Genomic DNA, 25574 nt, shown 5'->3' with positions numbered 1-25574 from the left:
GTGATCAGCGAACGACGACGCGCAATCGTCAGACGGACTCGTGCCAGCGGCTATCGGCGCGCAAGAGGTGCAGGTCGCGGTGGAATCGAGTGTACCCAACGCGGTCGAAGAACTCCAAAATCTGTATCGCGCGTTTGCGGCCAAGCGCGCTGACATCGCGAAAAGCGGCCGCCCCGACCGCGCCGCCCTGCGCGCTCGCCGACTGCGCGACGAGTTGCGCAAGCGCGCCGATCGATGCGCGCGCGTAAAACAGATCGCGCACGACCTGAAAAACCTCGCCGCGACGCGCGAGTTTCTTCAGAAGCCTGCGCATCTCATCCTCGCCGACGCCGTGCGCGTTCGCCAGATCGCGCACCCACGGCGGATCGAAGCGGCCCGCTTCGAGCGATGCCAGCACCGCGCCCGCCAGCGTCGCTTCCTTTTCGTCGAGCGTCACCGCATGCGACGGCCTATGCAGCCACGGCCCGCTCTTCGCGATCGATCCGTTCGCCACCGCGTCATCGACGAGCGCGCGCCACAACGCATCCGGCGCGAGCGGCGCGGCCATGCGGCGAAGCCGCGCCACATCCGGGCCTTGTTCGTCGGGGAAGCGTTCGTGGAATGCGGCGAGCGCATCCATCAGACGCGCCTTCATCGCATCCCAGTGACGCGACGCAATGTAAAGCGTGTCGTCGTGCGTCGACACCGCGCGCACGCCTTCGGGCGACAGCGATCGTCCACACAGATGCTCGATCAGCGAGCGTTGCAGGCCGTACGGCGCCTGCTCGAACAGCGCATCGGCGCGGCCGGTGTCCAGCATGTCCGCGAGCGCATCGAGCCACGCGCGGCGCTGCGGCGTGCGACGCTTTCTCGGCGGCGCGAACGGATCGAGCACGCGCCCGCCGCCGACGGTTCGGTTGGCTTGGGCATTGCGCACGATGAAGCGATCGCCGGGCAGCGCGCACACAGCCGTGTCGAAGACGAGCTGCACGCGCGCCGCGTGGCCTGCATCGAGCGTATCGGCTTCGAGCAGCGCGACATGCGCCACGCGATGCGTCGTGCCGAGATGCACGTGCAGCGGCGCCCAATGCGTGAGCGTCAATTGCGCATCGGCCAGCAGGCTCAGTTCGACATCGAGCCGCTCGGACGCGCGCGCAAGCCGTGCATCGACGATCCAGTCGCCGCGCGCGAGCGCATTCTTGTCGACGCCCGCGAGATTCAGCGCGCAACGCTCGCCCGCGCGGCCCGTCTGCGCCGCGCGATTCTGCGCGTGAATGCTGCGCACGCGCACGGGCACGCCCGCGGACGCGCGCGGCGCGAGCGCGAGCATGTCGCCGACGTTCGCGCGCCCCGCGAACACCGTGCCCGTCGCGATCGTGCCCTGCCCCGTCAACGTGAACACGCGATCGACCGCGAGGCGAAAAAAGCCGTCGTCGCGACGGGTGCGCCAGTGCGCCGCGGCATCGTGCAAATAAGCGTTCAGTGCGGCGACGCCCGCGTCGTTTTCCTGCGTGGCGTCGGTGTCGAACATGGGCGCATCGCGCAGCGGACCTCGTGCGAGCAGCGCGGCGATTTCGGCGTGCACGTCACGCACGCGCTCTGCATCCACGCGATCGCACTTCGTCACCGCGACCGCGCCGCGCGTCACGCCGAGCAGTTCGAGGATCGCGAGATGCTCGCGCGTTTGCGGCATCACGCCATCGTCGGCGGCGATCACGAACAGCGCGAAGTCGATGCCGCACGCGCCCGCCGTCATCGTATGCACGAGCTTTTCGTGGCCAGGCACGTCGATGAAGCCGAGCACGCCGCCGTCGCTCAATGGCACGTACGCGTAGCCCAGTTCGATCGAAATGCCGCGCGCCTTCTCTTCCTTGAGGCGATCCGTGTCGACGCCCGACAGCGCGCGCACGAGCGTCGTCTTGCCGTGATCGATGTGACCCGCCGTGCCGACGATCATTCGCGTGCGTCCAGTTGCGCGATGAACGCGGCTTCGTCGGCTTCTTCGAGGCAGCGCAGATCGAGCCGCAAAGCGCCGTCCGCGATGCGCCCGAGCACTGGCCGCGGCAAGTCGCGCAGCCGCTTCTCGATGCGATTCAGCACGCCGCCCGCGCGCTTGCCGCTCGACAGGCGCACGGCGAGGCCGTAGCTTGGCAGGACATCGACGGGCAACGCGCCGCTGCCGATCTGGCTGAACATCGGCTCGGCGCTCACGGTGAATTTATCGCCGATCATGCGCTGCAGCGCGGGCTCGATGCGCTCGGCGGCAAGGCGCATCGCATCGGCGGGACGGGTGAGCAAGCGCAAGGTCGTGAGACGTTCGGCCAGCGTCTCGGGCGTGCGATAGAGGCGCAGCACCGCTTCGAGCGCCGCGAGCGTCAGCTTGCCGACACGCAACGCGCGCTTCAGCGGATGCTTCTTGATCTTCGCGATGAGATCCTTGCGTCCGACGATCAGGCCCGCTTGCGGCCCGCCGAGCAATTTGTCGCCGCTGAAGGTGACGAGATCCGCGCCCGCCGCGACGGTTTCGCGCACCGTCGCTTCGCGCGGCAGACCCCATTGGGCGAGATCGACGAGCGTGCCACTGCCGAGATCCACCGCGACGGGCAGGCCGCGCGTCCTCGCGAGCAGCGCGAGTTCGGCGATCGTCACTTCCTTCGTGAAGCCGCTCACCGTGTAGTTGCTGCAATGGACCTTCATCAGGAGCGCGGTCTTCGGGCCGATCGCTTCGTCGTAGTCTTTCAGATGCGTGCGGTTCGTCGTGCCGACTTCGCGCAGCTTCGCGCCCGCGCGGCTCATGATGTCGGGAATGCGGAACGCGCCGCCGATCTCCACCAGCTCGCCGCGCGAGACGATCACTTCCTTGCGCGACCCGAGCGCCGACAGCGTCAGCAAAACCGCCGCCGCGTTGTTGTTCACGATGGTCGCCGCCTGGGCGCCCGTCAGCTCGCAAATCAGGCCGTTGACGAGATCGTCGCGATCGCCGCGCGCGCCGGTGTCGAGATCGAATTCGAGATTGGCGGGGCGCGTGAGCATCTCCGCGACGGCGCTCACGGCTTCGTCGGGCAACAGCGCGCGGCCGAGATTCGTATGCAGCACCGTGCCCGTGAGATTGAAGACGCTGCGCACGTTGCTTCTAGTGCGCTTCGCGAGCCCTGCGCCGACCGATTGTGCGAGCCGTGCGTCGCTCAACGCTTCGACGGATGCGCGGCCCGCTTGCGCATCGGCGCGCCAGGCGTCGAGCGTCGCGCGCAAGGTGTCGAGCGTCTGCGTGCGTCCGTATGCGGCGATCACCGCTTCGAATTCCGCCGATGCCAAAACCCGCTCGACCGACGGCACGCGCGCCATCAATGCGCGCAGCTCGCCGCCGTCGTTTCCTGTGACGTCGCTCATCGATCTTCTTCCGATTGTTCGGGCCACAGCCACGGATTGGGCGCCGCGCGCCGATAGCCCGCGTCGCTCATCAGGAGGTCGAGCGTGAGGCTCGCGAGGTCATCGGCGTAGGGCTCGAAATCGTAGGCTTTGTCCTGATAGCCGATCTTGCGATACGTGCCGCATTCGTCGCACGACTCCGCCTTGAGCGGCGCGCTTTTCGCAGTCGCGGCCTTCTCGTCGTCGCTTTCTTCGCCGCTGCCCATTGCGTGATACGCGATGCCCTTGGTCGAGTCGCAATTCGTGCACTTCGCGCGCACGACGTGAAGCTCCGTCGCGCACAGCCCGCATTGCACGTAGCGATAGCCTTCGTACGCGCCGCCCACGCGCACGATGCTCGCGACCGGCACCGAGCCGCATACCGGGCATACGCCGGGCGCGTCGAGATAGGGCACGTCCTTCGTGTCGATGCGGCTCGCGAGATCGGTCCACACGACCTGCAGCGCGGCCGCGATGAACGGCGCCGAGGCCGGATCGATCTCCGCGAAGCGCAGCGCGAGGATCGCATCGGCCTGATTGTCGAGCGCGGCGGCGTCCGTCGCGCGCAGGCGGGCGACGAGTTGCGTGAGCGCGGGCGTCAGCGCGCCCGCGGTCTCGATGCCGTCGAGCAGCATGGAAAGCACGTCGCGCCACGCGGGATCGCGCGTATCGGTGAGCGCGGGAATGATCGGCATCGAATGACGCTGATTCAGTTCGATGGATTCGCGCGAGGGCATCGGCGCGCTGAACCGGGTGAGCACGCGCTGCTGGGCATCGGCGAGCGCGGCCATCAGGCGCAGATAACCGGCGATGGGATTGCCCGCGTCGGCGAGTTGCAGAAGGCGTGCGGCGCGCGCGGCGAATACCGTTGCGCGCTCGGGACTGCGCAGACGCGGAATGGCCGATGGATCGAGCGATTCGATGCGCGCGGCTTCGACGATGCGTTGGACCACGGGAGTTCCTCGCGGGGGTGGGTGGTGGCGTGGCGCAGCAAAGAAGCGGCCCGGCGCGCACTGAGCCAAGGATAGCAGCTTATGTGCAACGGATCAGAGCCCGCTCCTGTCTTCGCAAGCACGCGAAACTTAGGATTTTTCGTATCTACAATGAAGATACATCTAGCTTGACGCTCAGGTTCAATCCGTAGCTACAATGACTCTACACTCAGGAGAAGGACATGGAACTTTCGATTCAGAAATGGGGCAACAGCGCGGCGGTCCGACTGCCAGCCACCTTGCTCGATCAGGTTCACCTCACGTTGGGCGACAAGTTGACCGTGGAAGTCCGGCCTGAAGGCATCATGCTCGCTCCGGCGCGTCCGAAATATTCGTTGGCGGAACTCGTCGCACAATGCGATCTGAAAGCGCCGATGCCAGAAGATCTCGCCGATTGGAGCAACATCAAACCGGTGGGGCGCGAAGTATGGTAAGGCGTGTCAAGTTCGAACGCGGCGACATCGTGCAAGTGAACCTGAATCCAGCGATGGAACACGAGCAACAGGGAGAGTCTCGCCCTGCGCTCGTGCTCTCGCCCGCTACCTTCAACGCGATGGGCGTCGCGCTCGTTGCGCCGATCACGCAAGGCGGCAACTTCGCACGATTTGCGGGATTCGCCGTGCCGCTGTCGGGCTCGGGCACGGAAACACAAGGCGTTGCGCTCGTGAACATGATCCGCTCGCTCGATCTCGAAGCACGCGGCGCGCGCAGGATCGAACGAGCGCCGGTGGAAGTCATCAATGACGCGTTGGCCCGGCTCCAGACCATCCTCGACTGAACTCCGCAACCCTACTTCCCGATCACATCCCTGAACCACCGCGGATGATGCTTGCGCGCCCATCCATACGTGACCGTGCCGCGCACCATCGCACCGATCGAACCTTTCACCCATAGTCCCGCGTACACATGGATGATGATCGTCAGGATCAGCACGAACGCCGTCGCCGCATGCACGACCGACGCCAGGCGAATCACGGTAATCGGAAAGTAGAACGCGAAATACGCGCGCCACATCACGATGCCGCTCAGCAACAGCAGAATCAGGCTCGCGAACATCACGAAGAAAACGAGCTTCTGCCCCGCGTTGTATTTGCCGATCGCCGGCAAGCGGTCTTCACGATTGGCGAGCACGTCGTTCATCTGCTTCATCCACTGGACATCGCTCTTGTCCAGATAGTTGTGATGCCAGAAGCGCAGCGCGAGGATCATGAACGAGATGAACATCACGCAGCCGACGAACGGATGCAGGATGCGCGTCCACTGCCCGCCGCCGAATATCGCGTAAAGCCATGACATCGACGGATGAAACATCGCGAGACCGGAGAGCGCCAGCAGCACGAACGTAATCGCCGTGATCCAGTGATTCGTGCGCTCGTTCGGCGTGTAGCGCACGATCAGACGACGACCCTTCACGTCACGCAGTTCGCTATCGTGTTTCATCGATACGCTCCTGTCCGCCTTCCCGGCGACGCCGCACCTCTTCCGCTTCGCGGTGCGCTTCCACTTCGTCTTCCTCGCTGACTTCGTTCGGGCCGATACGCGTGTAATGGAAGAACCCCGCGAGCGCCGCGATGCCAAGGCCGATCATCGCGAGCGGCTTCGTCACGCCCTTCCAGATCGACACGAGCGGGCTGATGTGCGGATCTTTCGCGAGGCCGTGATACAACTCGGGCTGGTCCGCATGATGCAGCACGTACATCACATGCGTGCCGCCCACGCCCGGCGGATCGTACAGACCGGCGTTGGCGAAGCCGCGCTCTTTCAGATCGACCACGCGCTCCGCGGCCTGGTGCTGCATGTCCACTTTGGTGCCGAACATGATCGCGCCGGTCGGACAGGTCTTCACGCACGCCGGTTCCTGCCCGACCGCGACACGATCAGAGCAGAGCGTGCATTTGTACACGCGATGATCTTCCTTCGACAGACGCGGAATGTTGAACGGGCAACCGGTGATGCAGTATCCGCAGCCGATGCAGTTCTCCTCGTGAAAATCCACGATGCCGTTCGTGTATTGCACGATCGCGCCCGGCGAAGGACACGCCTTCAGACAACCCGGGTCCTCGCAATGCATGCAGCCGTCCTTGCGGATCAGCCATTCGAGATCGCCCTTCGGATTCTCGTATTCGGTGAAGCGCATCACCGTCCACGAGTGTTCCGTCAGGTCGCGCGGATTGTCGTAGATGCCGGTCGTTTGACCGATATCGTCGCGCAGATCGTTCCATTCCATGCAGGCCGTCTGACACGCCTTGCAGCCGATGCACTTCGACACGTCGATGAGCTTCGCCACCGCGCCCGTCACCGGCTCGCGTATCTGCGTCTGCGGCACGGTCGTCGCGGAGAGACGCTTGATATCGAGCGATTGCAGAGCCATCTCGTCCTCCCTATGCCTTCTCGACCTTCACGAGGAACGACTTGAACTCCGGCGTCTGCGAGTTCCCGTCGCCTACGGAAGGCGTGAGCGTGTTGACGAGATAGCCCGGCTGCGCGAGGCCCTTGAAGCCCCAGTGCAGCGGCAGGCCGACGGTATGCACCTTCTTGCCTTCGATAGTCAATGGCTTGATGCGCTTGGTCACGAGCGCCACCGCGACGATATGCCCGCGATTGCTCGACACCTTCACGCGATCGCCCGCGACGACGCCCACTTCCTTCGCATGCTCCTCGCCGATCTCCACGAACTGCTGCGGCTGCACGATCGCGTTCAGGCGCGCATGCTTGGTCCAGTAGTGGAAGTGCTCGGTCAGCCGATACGTGGTCGCCGTGTCCGGGAACTTGTCGGCGGTGCCGAACGCGGCGCGATCGTCCGGAAACACGCGCGCGGCCGGATTGCTCGTCGCCGCCTTGTTGTCCGGGAAGAACGGGTTGTAGCCGAGCGGCGTTTCGAATGGTTCGTAGTGCGTAGGGAACGGCCCTTCGTTCATGCCGTCGCGCGCGAAGAAACGCGCGACGCCCTCCGGGTTCATGATGAACGGGCTCATGCCCTTGTCCGGCGCCTCGTCGACCTTGAAGTCGGGCACGTCCGGGCCGGTCCATGCGCGTCCGTTCCACGCGACGAGCTTTCTCGACGGATCGAACGGCTTGCCGTTCACATCGCACGATGCGCGGTTATACAGCACGCGCCGGTTCGCCGGCCACGCCCAGGCCCAGCCGAGCGTCTGACCGATGCCCGTCGGGTCCGAGTTGTCGCGCCGGCCCATCTGATTGCCGTTCTGCGTCCACGAGCCGCAGAAGATCCAGCAGCCGCTCGCAGTCGAGCCGTCGTCGCGCAACTGCGCGAAGCTCGACAACTGCTCGCCGCGTTTGGCGAGCACTTTCGTCTGATCCGTCGGGTCGGTGACGTCGGCGAGCGCGCGGCCGTTGTACTCCATCGCGAGCTCTTCGGGCGTCGGGCTCTCCGGGTCCGCGTAGGGCCACGTCATCTTCAGGATCGGATCGGGATACTTGCCGCCCTTCTCCTGATAAGCCTTCCGCATGCGCAGCCACAAACCCGACATGATCTCCAGATCGCTCTTCGCCGCGCCCGGCGCCGCAGCGCCCTGCCAGTGCCATTGCAGCACGCGCGACGAACTCACGAGCGAGCCGCGTTCCTCGGCGAAACAGGTCGTCGGCAGGCGGAAGACTTCGGTCTGGATCTTCGATGAATCGACATCGTTGAACTCGCCGTGGTTCTTCCAGAACTCGGATGTCTCGGTGGCGAGCGGGTCCATGATGACGAGCCACTTCAGCTTCGACAATCCCAGCCCGATCTTCGCCTTGTTGGGCGCCGCGGCAAGCGGATTGAAGCCCTGACAGATGTAGCCGTTCATCTTGCCGGCCGCCATTAGCTCGAACACTTGCAGCATGTCGTAGGACTTGTCGAGCTTCGGCAGATAGTCATAACCGAAGTTGTTCTCCGCCGTCGCGTTGTCGCCCCACCACGACTTCATGAAGCTCACGTAGAACGCGCGATAGTTCTTCCAGTAGCTCAACTGATTCGGCCGCAGCGGCTGCGACGCGCGCTTCTTGATGTACTCGTCGTAGTCCTGCTCGCCTTCCATCGGCAGCGTCATGTAGCCGGTCAGCAGGTTCGACATCAAACCGAGATCGGTCAAACCCTGAATGTTCGAATGCCCGCGCAGCGCGTTCATGCCGCCACCCGCGATGCCGATGTTGCCGAGCAGAAGCTGCACCATCGCGCCCGTGCGGATCATTTGCGCGCCGACCGAGTGATGCGTCCAGCCGAGCGCGTAGAGGATCGTGCCCGCGCGATCCGGCGTAGCGGTCGATGCGAGCATCTCGCAGACCTTCAGGAACTTGTCGGTCGGCGTGCCGCAGACCTTCGTCACCATCTCCGGCGTATAGGCGGCGTAATGCTGCTTCAGCAGGTTGTAGACGCAGCGCGGGTCCTGCAGCGTCGGATCGGTTCTGACATAGCCGTCTTCGCCGCGCGCGTAATCCCAGCTCGACTTGTCGTACTTGCGGTGTTCGGCATCGTAGCCCGAGAACACGCCGTCCTTGAACGCGAAATCCTCGCGCACGATGAAGGACATGTCCGTGTAATTCTTCACGTACTCGTGCTGGATCTTGTCGTTCGCGAGCAGGTAGTTGATGATGCCGCCCAGGAACGCGATGTCCGTGCCGGTGCGTATCGGCGCGTAGAAATCCGCGACCGATGCCGTGCGCGTGAAGCGCGGGTCCACGACGATGAGCCGCGCCTTACGATGCGCCTTCGCTTCCGTCACCCACTTGAAGCCGCACGGGTGCGCCTCGGCTGCATTGCCGCCCATCACGAGAATCACGTCCGTGTTCTTGATGTCGACCCAATGGTTCGTCATCGCTCCACGGCCAAACGTCGGGGCAAGACCTGCCACCGTCGGGCCATGTCAGACACGCGCCTGATTGTCGAATGCGAGCATCCCGAGACTGCGGACCGTCTTGTGCGTCAGGTAGCCGACCTCGTTGCTGCCCGCCGACGCCGCCAGAAAGCCCGTGGTCAGCCAGCGGTTGACCTTCTTGCCGTCCTGGGTGGTCTCGACGAAATTCGCGTCGCGATCTTCCTTCATCAGCACGGCGATGCGATCGAGCGCGTCTTCCCACGCAATCTGCTTCCACTCGCTCGAGCCCGGTGCCCGATATTCCGGATACAGCAGCCGGCTCGGGCTATGAATGAAGTCGATGAGCGACGCGCCCTTCGGACAAAGCGTGCCGCGATTGACCGGATGGTCGGGGTCGCCCTCGATATGGATGATGCTCGACTTGGCGTTCTTCGCGTTGTCGCCGAGGCCGTACATCAGAATGCCGCACCCGACTGAGCAGTACGGGCAGGTGTTACGCGTTTCCGTGGTGCGCGACAGTTTGTATTGCCGGACTTCGGCGAGCGCCGGTGCCGGAGAGAAGCCCATTGCCGCCAGGCTCGATCCGGCGAGCGTGCTCGCGGAAACCTTGAGGAACTGTCGCCGTGACATTTGCAGCATGATTGCCCTCGGCGCGTCGTGGGTGGGGTGTTTAAAGTATATGGTGCGCGATGAAACATGACAGTCCGATTGCAACCGGATTTGCACTGATGCGCCGGTCTGTCCTTGCACAACTCCATCGCGACAGCAAAAGCCGCGCCCGACCATGTTCGTGCTGGAATGGAACGTGCTCGACCGCATGCACCCTGCGGGGCATTCGCGCTCCATTCATCGAACCGAGAGGCCATCATGAGTTCCGTGTCAACGCAGAAGATGGAAGCGGTCGTGAAGAAAGACGCTTCGTGGGCGCTCGGCGCGCTCAAGCAGTTCTCGGAAGACCGCTGCGCCGCGATGGCCGCGAGCATCGCGTTTTACTCGGCGTTCTCGCTCGCACCGACGCTCGTCATGGTGATCGCCGTCGCGGGCTGGATCTTCGGACCGGACGCCGCGCGCGGGCAGTTATTTCATCAGGTGAACGGACTCATCGGCGATCAGGCGGCCGCGGGCGTGCAAAGCATTGTCGAAAACGCGCATCGCAGCAGCGGCACGGGCATCGCCGCGATCATTTCCTTCGTGCTGCTGGCGGTCGGCGCGTCGGCGACGTTTTCATCGCTCAACACGGCGCTCAACATCGTCTGGCCGATGTCCGGCGACGCGCGCTCCAGCATCATGACGATGGTTCGCGTGCGGCTCATCTCGTTCGGACTCGTGCTCGGCGTCGCGTTTCTGCTGATCGTCTCCCTCGTGCTCGACACGGCGATCCAGGCGGTCGGCATGTGGTTGTGGGCGGATTCACCGTTCGTGATCGTCGGCGATGTCGTGCAGCTCGTGGTCGGACTCGCGATTCTCACGGTCGCGTTCGGCGGGCTGTTGAAGTTTCTGCCCGATGCGCCCGTGCAATGGCGCGATGCGCTCGTCGGCGGGCTCGTCGCCGCGCTCCTGTTTTCGGCCGGAAAGAAACTGTTCGCGCTGTATCTGACGCACGCGGGCACCGCGAGCGCGTTCGGCGCGGCGGGATCGCTCGCGGTGCTGCTCATGTGGCTGTATTTCTCCGCCGCCGTGCTGCTGCTCGGCGCGGAATTTTCAGCGGCGCGCGCGCGGATGCACGATCCGCGCGGCGCGTGGGGCCAGCAGAACAACAACCGCGTGCCGCCGGGCAGCCGCGCGAAGATCGGCTCGCTGCTGGCGGCATCGACGCGCACCGCCGTGCCGGTGCCGGCCGCCGCGGCATCCTCTGTCGCGCCGGTCACGCCCGCCGGCGCGCGCCCGGACGCGCCCGTCACCGCGAGCGCGCGACGCGCGATCGGCGAGCGGGCGCAGCGCGCACAGCAGTTGACCGGGCAGGCGCGCAAGAAAGTGTCGGCCGTGGCGCGGGCACTGGAGTTGTCGCGCAAGCTCGCGCGGGCGGAATCGACCGCCACGCGCGCCACCGCGATCGCGATGGTGGGCGCGGGCCGCAAGGCGTCGCACGCCAACGCCGTGGTGCGGCGGCATCCGTGGCGCGCGGTGCTGGTCGCGGCGAGCGCGGGCATGGCGGTCGCCCTGCTTTCGCGCCGCGATGGCGCCCGTCACGACGACGAGCCGGTTTCACGAAGCTGAGCAAAGCTGAATGAGGCTGAGTTTTTCGCGCGCTTTCGCCGCTGTCCGCCGAAAATGAAAAATCGCGCGCTGAAAACCCGCTTTGTTATTTGAATCGACGGTAATGGAGTTACGGCGCGGCGACGCCCCTTTCGAATTTCGCTTTCGCGTGGAACTTTTCAAAACCCGCCTTGTCTCCCAAAATTCGCCGCTCGGACTGCCGGAAAGCCATACTAGGCGGGCATCCACACTAAGTGTGTGTTTTTTGAGACAGTCTTTATTTTCCATTTCTAAAGTTACGAAACGTTGCGTTATTCTCTGCGCCGGCAACAACGATTTTAATCATTCGCGTGGAGAATTCGATGAAACGATTCGCACTGACGTCCCTCTCGCTGGCTCTGCTCGGCGCAGCTGGCGCGGCACAGGCACAAACGAGCGTGACGCTGTATGGCGTGATCGACGCAGGCCTCGGCTACGTGAGCCATGCCAACGCAAACGGCGACAAGCTCTATGGCATGATCAACGGCAACCTGTCTGGCGACCGCTGGGGCTTGAAGGGTCAGGAAGACCTGGGCGGCGGCCTGAAGGCGATCTTCCAGTTGGAAAACGGCTTTGACGTCGGCACCGGCAAGCTCGGTCAGAGCGGCCGCGAATTCGGCCGCCAGGCGTTCGTCGGTCTGTCCGGCAACCAGTGGGGCACGGTCACGCTGGGCCGTCAGTACGACCCGCTCGTCGACATGGTTCAGGGCATCACGGGTGACGCCTACTGGGGCGCAATCGTGGCGACGCCGGGTGACGTCGACAACTACGACAACGACCTGCGCACGTCGAACGCCGTCAAGTACGTTTCGCCGAACTTCGCCGGCTTCCAGGTCGAAGGCCTGTATGGCTTCAGCAACCTGGCTGGCACGACCGGCCAAGGTCAGACGTGGTCGGCAGCGGCGACGTACAACAACGGCCCGCTGGCTATCGCAGGCGGCTACTTCTACGCGAACAACCCGACCGCTGGCCGTCTTACGACGGGCAACGGCTGGAACAGCCCGTCGTCGGACTCGCTGTTCAACAGCCCGGTCAACGCTGCTTACGCAACGGCTCACGCCATCGGCATCGCCCGCGGCGCGATCCAGTACTCGATCGGCGCATTCACGGTCGGCGGTTCGTACAGCAACGCGCAGTACAAGGCAGACGGCTCGTCGCTGCAAGGCTCGGAGCACTTCAACGTCGGCAACGGCTTCGTGAACTTCCAGGTCACGCCGGCTCTGTTGACCGGTCTGGGCTACACGTACACGAAGGCAAGCGGCGACGCTTCCGCGACGTACCATCAGGTCAGCCTGGGCGCGGACTACTCGCTGTCGAAGCGCACCGACTTCTACGCTATCGCTGCTTACCAGCACGCCAGCGGCGATCAGCGCAACGCAGACGGCACGACCAACTCGGCGCAAGCGTCGATCGGCTCGTTCGGCTACGAAAGCGGCCGCAGCCACCAGGAAATCGTCATCCTGGGCGTGCGTCACAAGTTCTAAAAATAACCGGACGGCGCGGCACGCAAGTGCCGTGTCCTTCGGACAGCAGCACTCTGAACAGCCATCGGCTTGCCGATGGCTGTTTTTTTATGCGCGCTGCAAATTGAGACAAAAGCGCAAAAAATCGTGGAATCAACCGCATGCGCGCAATGCGCGGACGTGACGCCAGCAGAATCGCCTGGTGACGGACTCCAGGAGATTTGCGCCATGTCATTTCGCTCGACGCTGTTTCGTTCCTTCACCTTCGCCGCGTGCATCGCGAGCGCCGGCTGCGGCGGGTGTGCGGCTTCCCCTTCCCCTGGCGACGACAACCCGCGCCTGCCGATGATCGTGGCGCACCGCGCCGGCGCCGCCGATGTCCCCGAGAACACGCTGATCGCCATCGAGGGCGCGCTGCGCAATCACGCCGACGCGATCTGGCTCACGGTGCAGCTCACGCGCGATGGCGTGCCCGTGCTCTATCGACCGGCGAGTCTCTCTGCGAACACGGATGGCCGTGGCCCGGTCGCAAGTCTGGACTTCGCCGCGCTCGAGCGTCTGAATGCGGGCTGGAATTTCGCGCGCACCGACGCGAGTGGTACGAAGCGTTATCCGTATCGCGATGATGCCGTGCGCATTCCCTCGCTCGCGCAGGCGTTGCGCGCGATCCCGCCCGCCGTGCCCGTGATGCTCGACATGAAAGCGCTGCCCGCCGAGCCGCAGGCAGCGGCCGTCGCGCGCGTACTGAACGAAGAAAACGCCTGGCAGCGCGTCCTGATCTACTCGACCGAGGCCGCGTATCAGCATGCGTTCGCGGCGCATCCGGAGGCGCGCCTGTTCGAATCGCGCGATGCGACGCGCGCGCGCCTCGCCGCCGTGGCGCTTTCACAGACGTGCGAAGACCCGCCGCCGCCCGGCACGTGGACCGCGTTCGAGTACGCCAGAAAGATGGAGCTGGTCGAGACGTTCACGCTCGGCGAGGCGCGCTCGCATGTGACGGCCACGCTTTGGACGCCCGAAGCGGTGAAGTGTTTCCGCACCAACGGCCACGCGCGGATTCTCGCGATCGGCATCGACGCCGCGGACGACTATCGCGCCGCCGCCTGTCTCGGCCTCGACGCCGTGCTCGCCGATTCGCCCCGCAAGATGCAGGCGATCAGAGCGAGCCTGAAACGGCCGCTGCAATGCCCCGCGTCCGCGCGCTGAAGCGCGCCTATTGCTGCGGCGCGTTGCCCGTCGGATTCATGTCTTCGGCGAGCGTCTGAGCGGGCGCCTCCGGACACGGCAGATCGCCGATGACGAGCCGCGGCACCGTGCTGCGCGTAGCGCGCGGGCGCAGCGGCACGTTGTCGAGATCGGTCCACGACGGATTCGGAATCTCGCCGAAAAGCTGCCGCAGACGCTCGCCCCAGGACTTGTTGATCATCTGGTAGTACGCGCTGTCGTTGTCGAGCGTGGCGAAGCGCGTCACGCGCAGCGAGTCCTTTTCATAGACCAGCAGGTCGAGCGGCAAGCCGACCGAGAGATTCGAGCGCAGCGTCGAATCCATCGAAATGAGGGCGCATTTGGCGGCTTCGTCGAGCGGGGATGCGGGCGTGATCACGCGGTCGATGATCGGCTTGCCGTACTTCGATTCGCCGATCTGGAAATACGGCGACACGCGCGTCGATTCGATGAAATTGCCCGCCGCGTAGATCATGAACATGCGCGGCGGCTGGCCGGAGATCTGTCCGCCGAGAATGAAGCTGCAATTGAAGTCGACGCTGAATTCCGCGAGCGACAAGGCATCGCGGCGATGCACCTCGCGCACCGCATCGCCGACAATGCGCGCGGCTTCCGCCATCGTCGGGACGCTGTAGAGCGTGGGCGCGTGAGGGTCGGACGGCTCCGCGAGCAGGTGCATGACCGCCTGCGTCAGCGCAAGATTGCCCGCCGCGAGCAGAACGATCACGCGCTCGCCCGGCTGTTCGAAAACAACCATCTTGCGCGCGGCGCTCACGTGGTCCACGCCGGCGTTGGTGCGCGTGTCGGACAGGAACACGAGGCCCTCGTCCACGCACATGCCCACGCAATAAGTCATGTCGATCCTTCCTGAAGCAAGCAAACCCTCATTGTACTGAGCGCGTCCGCGTGTCGCATGCACGGTGTTTCATTGATCCGCCCGGGCGTCGATGTCGATGTGAACCGTCAGCGTCTCCTCCTTGCCGCCCACGCGTGCGCCCCGCACCGGCGCCGCCGTCTCGTAGTCCCGCGCCACCGCAAGACGGCAATGGCGCTCGCCCGCGAACGCGGCCTGCGTCGCGTCCACGGAAACCCAGCCGTGTTCGATCCACACATCGGCCCAGGCGTGCGCGCCGCTATCGAGATAACCGCTCACGCAGCGCGCGGGCACGCCTCGCGCACGGCAGCACGCGAGCATCAGATGCGCGAAATCGCGCGCGTCGCCGAAGCCGTTCGCCAAGGCCCGCGCCGCCGTTCCGGCCGGCTCGTTGCGATACCGCACGCATTGCGCGATGCGCTCCATCAGCGCGACGAGCGACGCGGCCGTATCGAGCGATGGAATACGTTCGGCAAGCTCGCGGATCGCCGCATCGGGCACGGTCAGCGGCGTCGCGCAAGTGAAATGCTCGAGCGGAATCGGACCGGCTTCCTCGAAGAGCCGGCCATCGGCGAGAGCTTCGGTTTCGACTTGCCCCGCCACGCTCACGTGCAGCTCGCTGTGCGGCCTGGTCAGCACGAGCGTGTGCAGCGCGTTGCCGTAGGCGTCGCGCGTGAGGTCGAGCTTGCCCGGCGCTTCGACATGCCAGTGCCGCACTATCTGCGAAGCGCCGCTCGCCGGGCTCACGCGAAACTGCCGGATCGAATACGTGACCCGCGCGGCGTAGCGATAGCGAATGTCGTGGCGAACGGTGAGCAGCATGATTCACGCGATCGGCAACATGAGAAAGGTGTGCATCACGCGCACGCCGAGTTCGTCGACGCGCTTCAAGAACTGCGTGAGCCACGCGTGAACCCCGCTTTCCAGAATCTGGCGGATGTCGGCATAGAGCACGTCGGCGCGCAGCTTGCCCGCGAAGCGCTCGCATTCCTTCGACGCATCGGTGCGCAGCTTCGCGAGCGTATCGCAGACGCCATCGAGCGATGCGATCAGCGAGCGCGGCATCTGCTCGTTGAGAATCAGCAACTCGACGACGCGCGTGGGCGTCACCACATCGCGATACACCTTGCGATAGATCTCCAGCGCCGACACCGAGCTCAGAATCGACGTCCAGTAATAGAAGTCTTCGAGCTGACGCGCGGCCTCGCGCGAGTTCGGCGCCGCATCGGCGAAGCGCACGTCGAGAATGCGCGCTGTATTGTCCGCGCGCTCCAGATACGCGCCGAGCTGCATGAAGAAGAACGCGTCGTCGCGCAGCGCCGTGCCCTGCATCACGCCGCGGCACAAGTTCGCGCGGTACTTGACCCATTCGAAGAGCGCATCCGGGCTCGTTTCGAGCTCGCTATTCGCGAGCCGCTGATTGAATTCGAGCCACGTGAAGTTGATCGTCTCCCAGCCGTCCGTCGTGAGCGTGCCGCGCACCGCCCGCGCGTTTTCGCGCGTCGCCTGCAGGCACGAGAGGATGCTCGACGGATTGCGCGCGTCCGCGGCCATGAAATGCAGCATGTCCTCGCGCGAGCGCGATCCGGGATGACGCTCGTCGAACCTGTCTTCCAGCTCCGAAATCTTCAAGACCGAGCGTTGCGTGCGCGCTTCCTGTTCGGGCGTTTGCGGCAGCAGCGCGCCCTGCATGTCGATGTCGAGCATGCGCGCGAGATTCTCCGCGCGCTCCATGTAGCGCGCCATCCAGAACAGGTGATCGGCTGTGCGGCTCAGCATGTCATTCGACCATCCATGTGTCCTTCGTGCCGCCGCCCTGCGATGAATTGACGACGAGCGAGCCTTCGCGCAGCGCGACGCGCGTCAGGCCGCCCGCGCACATCGACACTTCGCGGCCGGAGAGCACGAACGGCCGCAAATCGATATGACGCGGCGCGATGCCCGCATCGACGAAGGTCGGGCAGGCGGAGAGCGCGAGCGTCGGCTGGGCGATATAGCCTTCGGGCTTCGATAAAAGCCGCGCGCGGAATGCTTCGATTTCATCGTTCGTCGATGCCGGCCCGACCAGCATGCCGTAGCCGCCCGCGCCGTGCACTTCCTTCACGACGAGCTCAGGCAGATGCGCCAGCGTGTACGCGAGATCATCCGGCTTGCGGCATTGATAGGTCGGCACGTTGTTGAGGATGGGCTTCTCGCCGAGATAGAACTCGATCATGCCGGGCACGAACGGATAGATCGATTTGTCGTCGGCGATGCCGGTGCCCATCGCGTTCGCGAGCGTCACGCGCCCCGCGCGATACGACGTCAGAAGCCCCGGAATGCCGAGCGCCGAATCCGCGCGAAACGCGAGCGGATCGAGAAAGTCGTCATCGACGCGGCGATAGATCACGTCCACGCGGCGCGGCCCGTGCGTCGTGCGCATGAAGACGTAGTTGTCGTCGACGAAGAGATCCTTGCCTTCGACGAGCTCCACGCCCATTTGCTGCGCGAGAAACGTATGCTCGAAATACGCCGAGTTGTACATGCCGGGCGTGAGCACGACGACAGTGGGATCGTCGACGCCTTCGGGCGCGATCGAGCGCAGCGTTTCCAGCAGCAGATCGGGATAATGCGCGACCGGCGCGACGCGGTTCTGCACGAAGAGCTCGGGAAAGAGCCGCATCATCATCTTGCGGTTTTCGAGCATGTACGAGACGCCCGACGGCACGCGCAGATTGTCTTCGAGCACGTAGAACTCGCCCGCCTGTCCCGCGCGCACCACGTCGATGCCCGCGATATGCGCATACACGTCGAGCGGCACGTCGACGTTCTGCATCTCCGGCCGATATTGCGCGTTCGTATAGACCTGCTGCGCCGGAATGCGCCCGGCGAGCACGATGTCGCCGTCGTGATAGATATCGTGCAGAAAGAGATTGAGCGCCTGCACGCGCTGACGCAGGCCCGCTTCGAGCACACGCCATTCGTCGCCGGGAATGATGCGCGGAATCATGTCGAAGGGAATGAGCCGCTCCGTGCCGGACGAATCGCCATTCACGCCGTTCACCGCGAACGTGATGCCCACGCGACGGAACAGCACGTCCGCCTCGGCGCGCTTGCGCGCGATGGTCTCGGCGCTCTGCATCGCGAGCCAGCGGGAAAACCGTGCGTAGTGGTTGCGCACGGTGTCGTCCTGACGCATTTCATCGTAGATCTGCATCATGTGCGTCCTTCGTTTTCGACGCGTGTCCATTGCAGTATCGGACGAAAGTGCGTGACGTGTGCCACTTTTTTCGCGCTCGGACATAGGGCCTGGGTTTTTCGCGCTAGACTTGCCGCTTGCGTTCAGCGTTTCATCATGTCCGAAGCCCCCCAAGACGAAGCCGACTCGTTAGCCGATGCCCTGCTCGCGGGACTCGCGCGCCCCATCGTGTTCGTCGATCTGGAAACCACCGGCTCGAACGCGACCGAAGACCGCATCACCGAAATCGGCGTCGTGGAAGCGAGCACGGCGGGCATCGAACGATGGAGCGTGCTGGTCGATCCGGGTGTGCCGGTGCCGCCGTTCATCTCGCGCCTGACGGGCATCGAAGATTCAATGCTGCGCGGCCAGCCGACTTTCGAATCGCTTGCGCCCGCGCTGGCCGAACGGCTGCACGGCAAGCTTTTCGTCGCGCACAACGCGCGCTTCGACTACGGCTTTCTCAAGAACGCATTCCGCCGCGCGGGCATCGCGTTTCGCGCGGATACGCTGTGCACGGTGCGGCTGTCGCGCGCGCTGTTTCCATCGGTCGAACGTCATGGGCTCGACGCGCTCATCGCGCGCCTGAATCTCGCGCCCGAAGGACGCCATCGCGCGCTCGCCGACGCCGATCTCCTCTGGCAGTTCTGGCAGAAGATTCACGCGTTATATCCGCAAGATCTCGTCGATGCCGCCATCAAGACGCTCGTGCGGCGCGCGAGCCTGCCTGCCGCGCTGCCCGAAGGCGCGCTCGACGCGCTGCCGTCGTCGCCCGGCGTCTATCTCTTTCACGGCGACGACGACGTGCCGCTCTATGTCGGCAAGAGCATCAACCTGAAACAGCGCGTCGCGGCGCATTTTTCGGGCGATCACAGGCTTCAGAAAGACTTGTCGATCTCGCAGGCCATTCGTCGCATCGAAACGCGCGAGACGGCCGGAGAACTCGGCGCGCTGCTGCTCGAAGCGAAGCTCGTGAAAGATCTGAAGCCGACGCACAATCGCCTGCTCAAAGGCGCGTCGGGAACATGCGCGTGGCAATGGCTGCCGGGCGCGAGCGCGCCGGCGCTCGTGAAAGCGAGCAGGCGCGATCTGTCGCGCGAGGACCATCTGTTCGGCGTGTTCGCGTCGCGCGCAAAGGCGCTCGCGTTCATGCGCCTTGTCGCCGATGAACACAACCTCTGTCATGCGACGCTCGGCCTCGAAAGAGCGCCGCTGTCGCGTGGCCGCGGCTGTTTCGGCTATCAGGTGAAACGTTGCCTCGGATCGTGCGCGGGAATCGAAACGTTCGCGGACCACGCGGCGCGCGCGCTCGATGCGCTGCAAAGCTCGCGGCTCGCGAGATGGCCGCACGAAGGGCCGGTCGCCATCGCCGAGCGCGATGAAGCATCGGGCCGCGAAGCGTGGCATGTCATCGATCGATGGTGTTATATCGGCACATGCGCGACGCGCGACGACATTGCGCCGATGATCGCCGATGCACCTGACCTGCGCCCGTTCGATGCCGATGTCTACGCTCTGATCGCGAAGCGCCTTGCGTCGGGACAACTGACATGGATCGCGTGCGATGCGCGGCCGTCGTTTCATCTCGTCGTACAAGATGCGCCTTTTGTGAGCGCCGTTGGCACGCGGCCAATGAAACGCGCGGCAAAGCGCCGCGCGGTTGCATCGGATCAATTCGCGCTGACGTTCTAGACACCGCTCACGCAACGCCGCCGTTCGCGCGCAACACCTGTCCGTTGACCCAGGCCGCATCCGGTCCGACGAGAAACGCGACCACTGCCGCGATATCGTCCGGCTGACCGAGGCGTTCCAGCGGCGGCATCTTCGAGAATGCGGCGATCTGCTCGTCGGTCTTGCCATCGAGAAACAGCGACGTTGCAACCGGCCCCGGCGCAACCGCGTTCACCGTGATGCCGCGCCCGCGCAACTCCTTCGCGAACACGTGCGTGAACGATTCGACGGCCGCCTTCGTTGCGTTATAGATCGCGTAGCCGGGCATATTGAGCGCGAGCGTCGTGCTCGAAAAATTCACGATGCGCCCGCCGCCGTTCATGCGCGCCGCCGCCTCGCGCAGCGTGTTGAAGGTGCCGCGCACGTTGATGTCGAACGTCTGATCGTAGAGCGCGTCGCTCGTGTCGGCGAGCGGCACGGTCTTCAGCACGCCCGCGTTGTTGACGAGCGCATCGACCTTGCCGAGCTCTTTCTCGACGGTCTCGAACATGCGGCGCACGTCGTCCGCATTCGCGACGTCTGCTTTCACGGCAAGCGCGGCGCTGCCCGCTTCGCGCAACTCGGCAACCAGCGCGTCCGCTTCCTTCGCGCTCGCCGCATAGTTCACCGCGACGGCAAAGCCGTCTTGCGCGAGACGCCGCGCGATCTGTGCGCCGATGCCGCGCGACGCGCCCGTGACGATGGCAACGCGTTTCGATTGGCTCTGATTCATGGTGTGCTCCTCAAGGTGGGCTGTTCGATGAGAAGCATGATGAATCATTCCGTTTCCGCGATCATCGCGTCTGGCTTAGTATCATCGTTCCAGTTGCTTCAACAATCGCAGAGCTGATTCCAATGGATCGATTCCAGGAAATGCAGGTGTTCGTGCGCATCGCGGAGCGGCGCAGCTTCACGCAGGCCGCCGACGATCTGCAGATACCGCGCGCCACCGTCACCAATCTGATGAAGCGTCTGGAAGAACGGCTCGGCGCGCGCCTGCTCGAACGCACGACGCGCTCGGTGCGCCTCACGCACGATGGCGAAGCGCATTACCGGCGCTGCGTGCGTCTGATCGCGGATCTGGAGGAAGCCGAAGGCTCGTTCAGGCATGCCGAGCCGAAAGGACTCTTGCGCGTGAATCTGCAAGGCACGCTCGCGCGGCATTTCATCATGCCGGCGTTGCCCGCGTTCATGGAACGTCATGCGCAGATCGAACTGCATATCGGCGAGGACGACAGACTGGTCGATCTCGTGCGTGAAGGCGTCGATTGCGTGCTGCGCGCGGGCACGTTGCAGGATTCGTCGATGATCGGCCGGCGCGTCGCGCTGCTCGAACAGGTGACGGTGGCGAGCCCTGCGTATCTGTCGCGCGAAGGCGTGCCGGACGATCTCGAAGCGCTCGCATCGCATCGCGCGGTGAACTATCTGTCGAGCGCGACGGGCCGCGTGCTGCCGCTGGAGTTCACGGTCGGAGACAGCATCGAGAGCATCGAATTGCGCGCGGCGGTCTCGGTGACGGGCGTCGAGCTCTATACGCAAGCCGCGCTCGCGGGACTCGGCATCGTTCAGGTGCCGCGTTATCACATCGACGATGCGCTCGAAGAGAACCGCCTGCAACTCGTGCTTCCAGACCTGCCTCCACCACCGATGCCCGTCTCCGTGCTTTATCCGCATAACCGTCAGCTCTCGGCGCGTGTGCGGGTTTTCGCGGATTGGTTGAGCGAGATCTTCTCCGGGCACAACGCGCGTTAGCCAGTGCAAAGCAAAAGAGGCCAGCTTCCCAATCAAGGGAAGCTGGCCTCTTTTTCATCGAGCTTCGATCTCGCCAACGAAACCGAAGCCTGCAAGACTGGCGAAAAGACTTACGCCGCTGCGTCCTTCAGCTTCTTCAGCGCGCGCGCCTTGATGCGAACGCTTGCCGGCTTCGCCGGGAACCAGCGCTCTTCACCCGTGAACGGGTCCTTGCCGAAGCGCTTCTTCTTCGCCGCCACGGCTTGCGCGGTGATCTTCAGAAGGCCCGACAGCGTGAATTCGCCTGCGCCCTTCTTGTGGATCGAGCCGAGGATGGTGTCTTCCAGCGCGACCAGCACGGCCTTCACCGCCTTCACATCGACAGCGGCGCGCTCGGAGAGATGCGTCGCGAGCGATGCCTTGGTGAACGTATCCTTGATCGGCGAGGGAGCGCCCGTGGTCTTCTTCGCGGCTACCTTCTTTGCGGCAACCTTCGGTGCTGCTTTCTTCGCCGGTGCGGCGGCGGTCTTCGCCGTGGCCTTCTTGGCCGGGGCTTTCTTGGCAGCGGTTTTAGCGGAAGTCGACATGTTTCTCCTACCTGTTTTTGGTCAGTGATGTTCGAATACGTCCGCACCGATGCGTTCGTATCACGCCGGATTCTACATAGGCCAAGCGACTTCGTGCGAGTCTTTTGCGCTTTTATATCGCTTTTACAGGGGTTTTTCGTGGTGTCGCGCTGACAGGTCATCGTCTTCGATGTATCGACGCCGATGACGCGATGCGTTTTACCCCTGCACAGAAGAGGTAAACGTGCGATGCGCGATATGAGCGATCAACGGATAGTGATCGGAAGCGATGCGCGAAAGCCGTGTGCGATGCACGTCGACACGCATCAGACGCTCGCCGGGATGCACCCAGATGCGATCGAGCGCGAAGAGCGGATAGCGCGTCGGAAAGGTGCGCAACGCGCTCGCGCGATGAAAGTGCGTGACGAGCCTCCGCAACGTTCGACCATAGACGAACCACTCGTTGAGATCGCCGAGCAGGATGACGGGCAGCGCGGGCGTATCGAAGCTTTGCAGCACTTGCTCCACTTGCGCGCGCCTTTCGCTCGATGCGAGACCGAGATGCGTTGCGACCACGCGCCACACTTCGCCGCCGCAATCGATGTCGGCATCGAGCGCGCCGCGCGGCTCGCGGCTACCGAACGAAAGATCGAGCGTGCGCACCGCGCGCACCGGATAGCGTGTGAGCACCGCGTTGCCGTAACGCCGCTCGGGAGAGTCGAGCGTCGGGCCCGGCACGGCATGAAGGTTGGTCATGCGTTGCAGCACGTCGAGCACATCGGGCGAGCCGCTGCCGCCGAGCGGAACCTCCTGCAGCGCGAAGATGTCCGCGTCGATCTCGGCGAGCACTGCGCCGATGCGCTCCGGCGCGAACTTCCCGTCGATGCCCACCGCGCCATGCAAGTTGTAAGTCGCGATGGTCAGCTCCTTCGCACGCGCTTCGTTCGTGCCTTGCCGTTCGATGACGGCGTCAGGCATCGGCGTCATGAGTTGACCTCGTCGGGGCGCTCGTTCTTCGATGCGCGCGCCGCCGCATCGCGCGGCATAACACCGTTGCCGCGCAATGCGCTCGCGCGTTTCGCTTCATCGCTCGCGCGTGGCTTGTCGGCATCGCTTGGCGCGCCTTCATGCGCCTCGTGATGATCCGCGCGGCCCAGAAAACGCTGCAACAGCAGCGATACACCGATCAGCGCCGCGCCGATGCCGATCAGCACCGCGAACGAGCCGACCGTCGGCCGATGCAGCGAAGCAACGAGCTGATGCGCGAACGCGACGGTCAGAATGATGCCGGGCCCCATGCCGAGCATCGTGCCGATCATGAAGTCGCGCATGCGGATATGCGACGCGCCCGCGACGAGATTGACGATCGCAAACGGCGCGACCGGCAAAAGCCGCAACACCACGACCGCGACGATGCCGCGCTTGCCCACGCGCTCGGACAGCCGGTTCACGCGCGCGCCCGCGAGCTTGCGCACGGCATCGCGCCCGAGCCAGTTACCGAGCGAATACGATATGGCGGCGGCGATCGTCGTGCCGACGAACGCATAGACGCCGCTCCACGGCGCACCGAAGACGATGCCCGTCGTCGCGATGAGCAGCGTGATCGGCACGGCGCTCACGGCCGCGGTCACATAGGCGAGCACGATCCAGAGCGGCGCGAGCGGCAGCGCTTCGATGCGCCGTGTCGCGTTCGCAAGCGACTTCAGGCTCACGTAATCGGCGAGCGGCGTCCAGTGCCACAGGCCCGCGACGACCACGATCATCAGCGCGAACACACCGAGCAGCGCGAAGCGTCCGATGAGCGGACGCGTCTTTTCCGCGGGCACGAACTGGTCGACGAGCTCGTCGGCGGCGATCGGCGTCTCGGGATCGATGAGCGCTTCGGGCGGAATCAACTGATCGAGTTCCGTCGACACGTGCGGGTCGAGCGCCACCAGCGTGCGATGTTCGTCGCGTTCGCGCAAGAGCGCCTGGATCGCAGCGTTCATGCCGCCGCGCGCCTGACGTTCGCGCACGACGTCATCCATCTCGCAGTCGAGATGCTCCGCGAGCAGCGTGTCGCGCATCGTCGCGATCGCGCGTCGGATACGCGCATCAGCGCCTGCATCGATGGACACGTTGCATTCGCTGTCGAGCACCATCGAACGATTGTTCAGGTTGGCCGAGCCGACGATCAGCAATTCGTCGTCGACGATCATCAGCTTGCTGTGCACATTGACGATCTCGTCGCCGAGCTTCGGCACGGTCGGGCACATCAGGCGATAACGTCCGTGCGTGTCCGCCTTCTTCAGCAGTTCGTGCAGGCGCGCGCGCAATACGCCCATCGTCACTTCCTGCAGCCATCCGCTTTGATTGCGCGGCACGACGATGGCGAGATCGGGGCCATCTTCGCGCGCGAGCGAATCGGCGAGCGCGGCGCCGACCGTGCCCGACGTGAAGTATTGATTCTCGATGTAGATGCTGCGCCGCGCCCGCGCGATGGCGTCGAGATATTGCGTGCGGATCTGCCGCACGGAATCGCGGCCGAGATAGGCCGGTTCGGTCAGCGAGATCGCGATCTGCACGTCTTCGAGATCGACGCGCCGTGAAGGCGGCCACGGATCGTCGCGATTCTCCGCGCGATGCGCACGGATCGCGAGCCGCTTGCCGCATGCGCGCGCCCAGCGTTCGCGCGCGAGCAGGCCAATTTCGCGCGCTGCGTCGCCATCGAACATCGTGTGCACGTCGTGAAACGGCTGATAGCGCGCGCCGTTCGCATCGCGGCGCAGCGGCTCGTCGGGCGCATGCGCGTTCGTGTCCCAGCGCGAGCGCGTGAGATCGAGACCGCCGACGAACGCGACGCGATCGTCGATCACGACCATCTTCTGATGCTGCGAGGCGCCCATCGGATGTTTGCCGTCCATCTGGAACGCGATGCGCCGGTTCGTGCGCCAGCCCATCTTGTAGACCGGCAGCCATTCGCGCTCGAAGGCATAGAGCATCGCGAAGTCCCACGCGAGAATGTAGATACGCAGACGGCGCTTGTTCGCGGTGACAGCGTGAAGGAAGTCGCCGAGCGCCTCGGGATAGCCGTCGTCCGCGCCTTCAGGCGTGAGCTTCATGCGGCTGTCGATGTCCCAGCCGATGATGAACACGGTACGTTCCGCGCGCGTGATCGCTTCACGCAGCACTCGGAAATAGTCCGCGCCGTCGATGAGAAGACTGAAGCGCCGCGCGTGACGCACGCTCGCGCAATTGCGTCCCGGCTGGAAAAACGGCTCGTCGTCGTGTGTGTTGCTCATGTGCCTGGCAAGCACTCCGCGGCCAAATAACTTTCGTTTTGCAAGCACCATGCCCGCCGCCTGGTGCTACGCTTCGTTGCACA

The 25574-nt window shown here is 64.5% G+C and carries 21 protein-coding genes; 7 read left to right on the top strand and 14 right to left on the bottom strand.

Annotated features, from left to right (window positions below):
- Positions 1-28 precede the first annotated feature (28 nt).
- Genes selB through fdhE form a run of 3 tightly spaced genes read right to left on the bottom strand, consistent with a single transcriptional unit; the run spans position 29 to position 4340 of the window.
- Positions 29-1936 carry a selenocysteine-specific translation elongation factor gene (gene selB, locus AWB75_RS15345; RefSeq protein ID WP_061124944.1) on the bottom strand — a complete coding sequence of 636 codons (1908 nt, stop codon included), beginning with the start codon at positions 1934-1936 and terminating at the stop codon, positions 29-31.
- A complete protein-coding gene (gene selA / locus AWB75_RS15340) occupies positions 1933-3369 on the bottom strand; it encodes an L-seryl-tRNA(Sec) selenium transferase (protein ID WP_061124943.1) in 1437 nt (478 codons plus the stop codon). Before selA ends, selB begins: the two co-directional genes overlap by 4 nt.
- Positions 3366-4340: a formate dehydrogenase accessory protein FdhE gene (fdhE, locus tag AWB75_RS15335; protein ID WP_061124942.1), complete on the bottom strand. Its 975-nt coding sequence runs from the start codon at positions 4338-4340 to the stop codon at positions 3366-3368. The genes selA and fdhE overlap by 4 nt, the downstream gene beginning before the upstream one ends.
- 221 nt (positions 4341-4561) lie before the next feature.
- Here fdhE and AWB75_RS15330 point away from each other — a divergent pair, with 221 nt between their 5' ends.
- Together AWB75_RS15330 and AWB75_RS15325 are read left to right on the top strand one after the other, a co-directional pair.
- Positions 4562-4813 carry an AbrB/MazE/SpoVT family DNA-binding domain-containing protein gene (locus AWB75_RS15330; protein WP_061124941.1) on the top strand — a complete coding sequence of 84 codons (252 nt, stop codon included), beginning with the start codon at positions 4562-4564 and terminating at the stop codon, positions 4811-4813.
- On the top strand, positions 4807-5157 hold the full coding sequence (locus tag AWB75_RS15325; protein WP_061124940.1) for a type II toxin-antitoxin system ChpB family toxin: 351 nt from the start codon (positions 4807-4809) through the stop codon (positions 5155-5157). Before AWB75_RS15330 ends, AWB75_RS15325 begins: the two co-directional genes overlap by 7 nt.
- Before the next feature lie 11 nt (positions 5158-5168).
- Here the strand turns inward: AWB75_RS15325 and AWB75_RS15320 are convergent, their stop codons facing one another.
- Genes AWB75_RS15320 through fdnG form a run of 3 tightly spaced genes read right to left on the bottom strand, consistent with a single transcriptional unit; the run spans position 5169 to position 9829 of the window.
- Entirely contained in the window at positions 5169-5819 is a 651-nt protein-coding gene (locus AWB75_RS15320) for a formate dehydrogenase subunit gamma (RefSeq protein WP_061124939.1), read from the bottom strand.
- Positions 5806-6750 carry a formate dehydrogenase subunit beta gene (fdxH, locus tag AWB75_RS15315; RefSeq protein WP_061124938.1) on the bottom strand — a complete coding sequence of 315 codons (945 nt, stop codon included), beginning with the start codon at positions 6748-6750 and terminating at the stop codon, positions 5806-5808. The genes AWB75_RS15320 and fdxH overlap by 14 nt, the downstream gene beginning before the upstream one ends.
- 10 nt (positions 6751-6760) lie before the next feature.
- A complete protein-coding gene (fdnG, locus tag AWB75_RS15310) occupies positions 6761-9829 on the bottom strand; it encodes a formate dehydrogenase-N subunit alpha (RefSeq protein ID WP_143746440.1) in 3069 nt (1022 codons plus the stop codon).
- 228 nt (positions 9830-10057) lie between these two features.
- Here fdnG and AWB75_RS15300 point away from each other — a divergent pair, with 228 nt between their 5' ends.
- The 3 genes from AWB75_RS15300 to AWB75_RS15290 all read left to right on the top strand — a co-directional run bounded on the left by AWB75_RS15300 (position 10058) and on the right by AWB75_RS15290 (position 14094).
- Positions 10058-11407: a YihY/virulence factor BrkB family protein gene (locus AWB75_RS15300; RefSeq protein ID WP_061124935.1), complete on the top strand. Its 1350-nt coding sequence runs from the start codon at positions 10058-10060 to the stop codon at positions 11405-11407.
- A 341-nt stretch (positions 11408-11748) separates the two neighbouring features.
- On the top strand, positions 11749-12909 hold the full coding sequence (locus AWB75_RS15295) for a porin (protein WP_061124934.1): 1161 nt from the start codon (positions 11749-11751) through the stop codon (positions 12907-12909).
- A gap of 207 nt (positions 12910-13116) precedes the next feature.
- Positions 13117-14094 carry a glycerophosphodiester phosphodiesterase family protein gene (locus tag AWB75_RS15290; RefSeq protein ID WP_061124933.1) on the top strand — a complete coding sequence of 326 codons (978 nt, stop codon included), beginning with the start codon at positions 13117-13119 and terminating at the stop codon, positions 14092-14094.
- A gap of 7 nt (positions 14095-14101) precedes the next feature.
- Here the strand turns inward: AWB75_RS15290 and AWB75_RS15285 are convergent, their stop codons facing one another.
- The 4 genes from AWB75_RS15285 to AWB75_RS15270 all read right to left on the bottom strand — a co-directional run bounded on the left by AWB75_RS15285 (position 14102) and on the right by AWB75_RS15270 (position 18182).
- The gene (locus AWB75_RS15285; protein ID WP_087086635.1) at positions 14102-14968 is read right to left on the bottom strand and encodes a proteasome-type protease; all 867 of its coding nucleotides are present in this window, start codon (positions 14966-14968) and stop codon (positions 14102-14104) included.
- 69 nt (positions 14969-15037) lie between these two features.
- On the bottom strand, positions 15038-15808 hold the full coding sequence (locus AWB75_RS15280; protein ID WP_061124931.1) for a transglutaminase family protein: 771 nt from the start codon (positions 15806-15808) through the stop codon (positions 15038-15040).
- A 3-nt stretch (positions 15809-15811) separates the two neighbouring features.
- A complete protein-coding gene (locus AWB75_RS15275) occupies positions 15812-16765 on the bottom strand; it encodes an alpha-E domain-containing protein (protein WP_061124930.1) in 954 nt (317 codons plus the stop codon).
- Between the two features lies 1 nt (position 16766).
- The gene (locus AWB75_RS15270; RefSeq protein ID WP_061125048.1) at positions 16767-18182 is read right to left on the bottom strand and encodes a circularly permuted type 2 ATP-grasp protein; all 1416 of its coding nucleotides are present in this window, start codon (positions 18180-18182) and stop codon (positions 16767-16769) included.
- Positions 18183-18320: 138 nt separating this feature from the next.
- Between AWB75_RS15270 and AWB75_RS15265 the strand changes: the two genes are divergently transcribed.
- Positions 18321-19895, top strand: coding sequence for a 3'-5' exonuclease family protein (locus AWB75_RS15265; protein WP_061124929.1), 1575 nt, complete (start codon positions 18321-18323; stop codon positions 19893-19895).
- 7 nt (positions 19896-19902) lie between these two features.
- Here AWB75_RS15265 and AWB75_RS15260 read toward each other — a convergent pair whose 3' ends face one another.
- On the bottom strand, positions 19903-20646 hold the full coding sequence (locus tag AWB75_RS15260; RefSeq protein WP_061124928.1) for an SDR family oxidoreductase: 744 nt from the start codon (positions 20644-20646) through the stop codon (positions 19903-19905).
- Positions 20647-20768: 122 nt separating this feature from the next.
- Between AWB75_RS15260 and AWB75_RS15255 the strand changes: the two genes are divergently transcribed.
- Positions 20769-21665, top strand: coding sequence for a LysR family transcriptional regulator (locus AWB75_RS15255; RefSeq protein WP_061124927.1), 897 nt, complete (start codon positions 20769-20771; stop codon positions 21663-21665).
- Between the two features lie 110 nt (positions 21666-21775).
- Here AWB75_RS15255 and AWB75_RS15250 read toward each other — a convergent pair whose 3' ends face one another.
- The 3 genes from AWB75_RS15250 to AWB75_RS15240 form a co-directional block, all read right to left on the bottom strand.
- Positions 21776-22231 carry an HU family DNA-binding protein gene (locus AWB75_RS15250; protein ID WP_061124926.1) on the bottom strand — a complete coding sequence of 152 codons (456 nt, stop codon included), beginning with the start codon at positions 22229-22231 and terminating at the stop codon, positions 21776-21778.
- A gap of 198 nt (positions 22232-22429) precedes the next feature.
- Entirely contained in the window at positions 22430-23197 is a 768-nt protein-coding gene (locus tag AWB75_RS15245) for an endonuclease/exonuclease/phosphatase family protein (RefSeq protein WP_061124925.1), read from the bottom strand.
- Entirely contained in the window at positions 23194-25491 is a 2298-nt protein-coding gene (locus AWB75_RS15240; RefSeq protein WP_061124924.1) for a VTT domain-containing protein, read from the bottom strand. The genes AWB75_RS15245 and AWB75_RS15240 overlap by 4 nt, the downstream gene beginning before the upstream one ends.
- Between the last annotated feature and the right edge of the window lie 83 nt (positions 25492-25574).

It is taken from the genome of Caballeronia catudaia (genome assembly GCF_001544755.2).
Lineage (GTDB): Bacteria > Pseudomonadota > Gammaproteobacteria > Burkholderiales > Burkholderiaceae > Caballeronia > Caballeronia catudaia.
The sequence above is the reverse complement of the archived record's forward strand: the minus strand, read 5'-3'. Positions and strand labels throughout refer to the sequence as shown.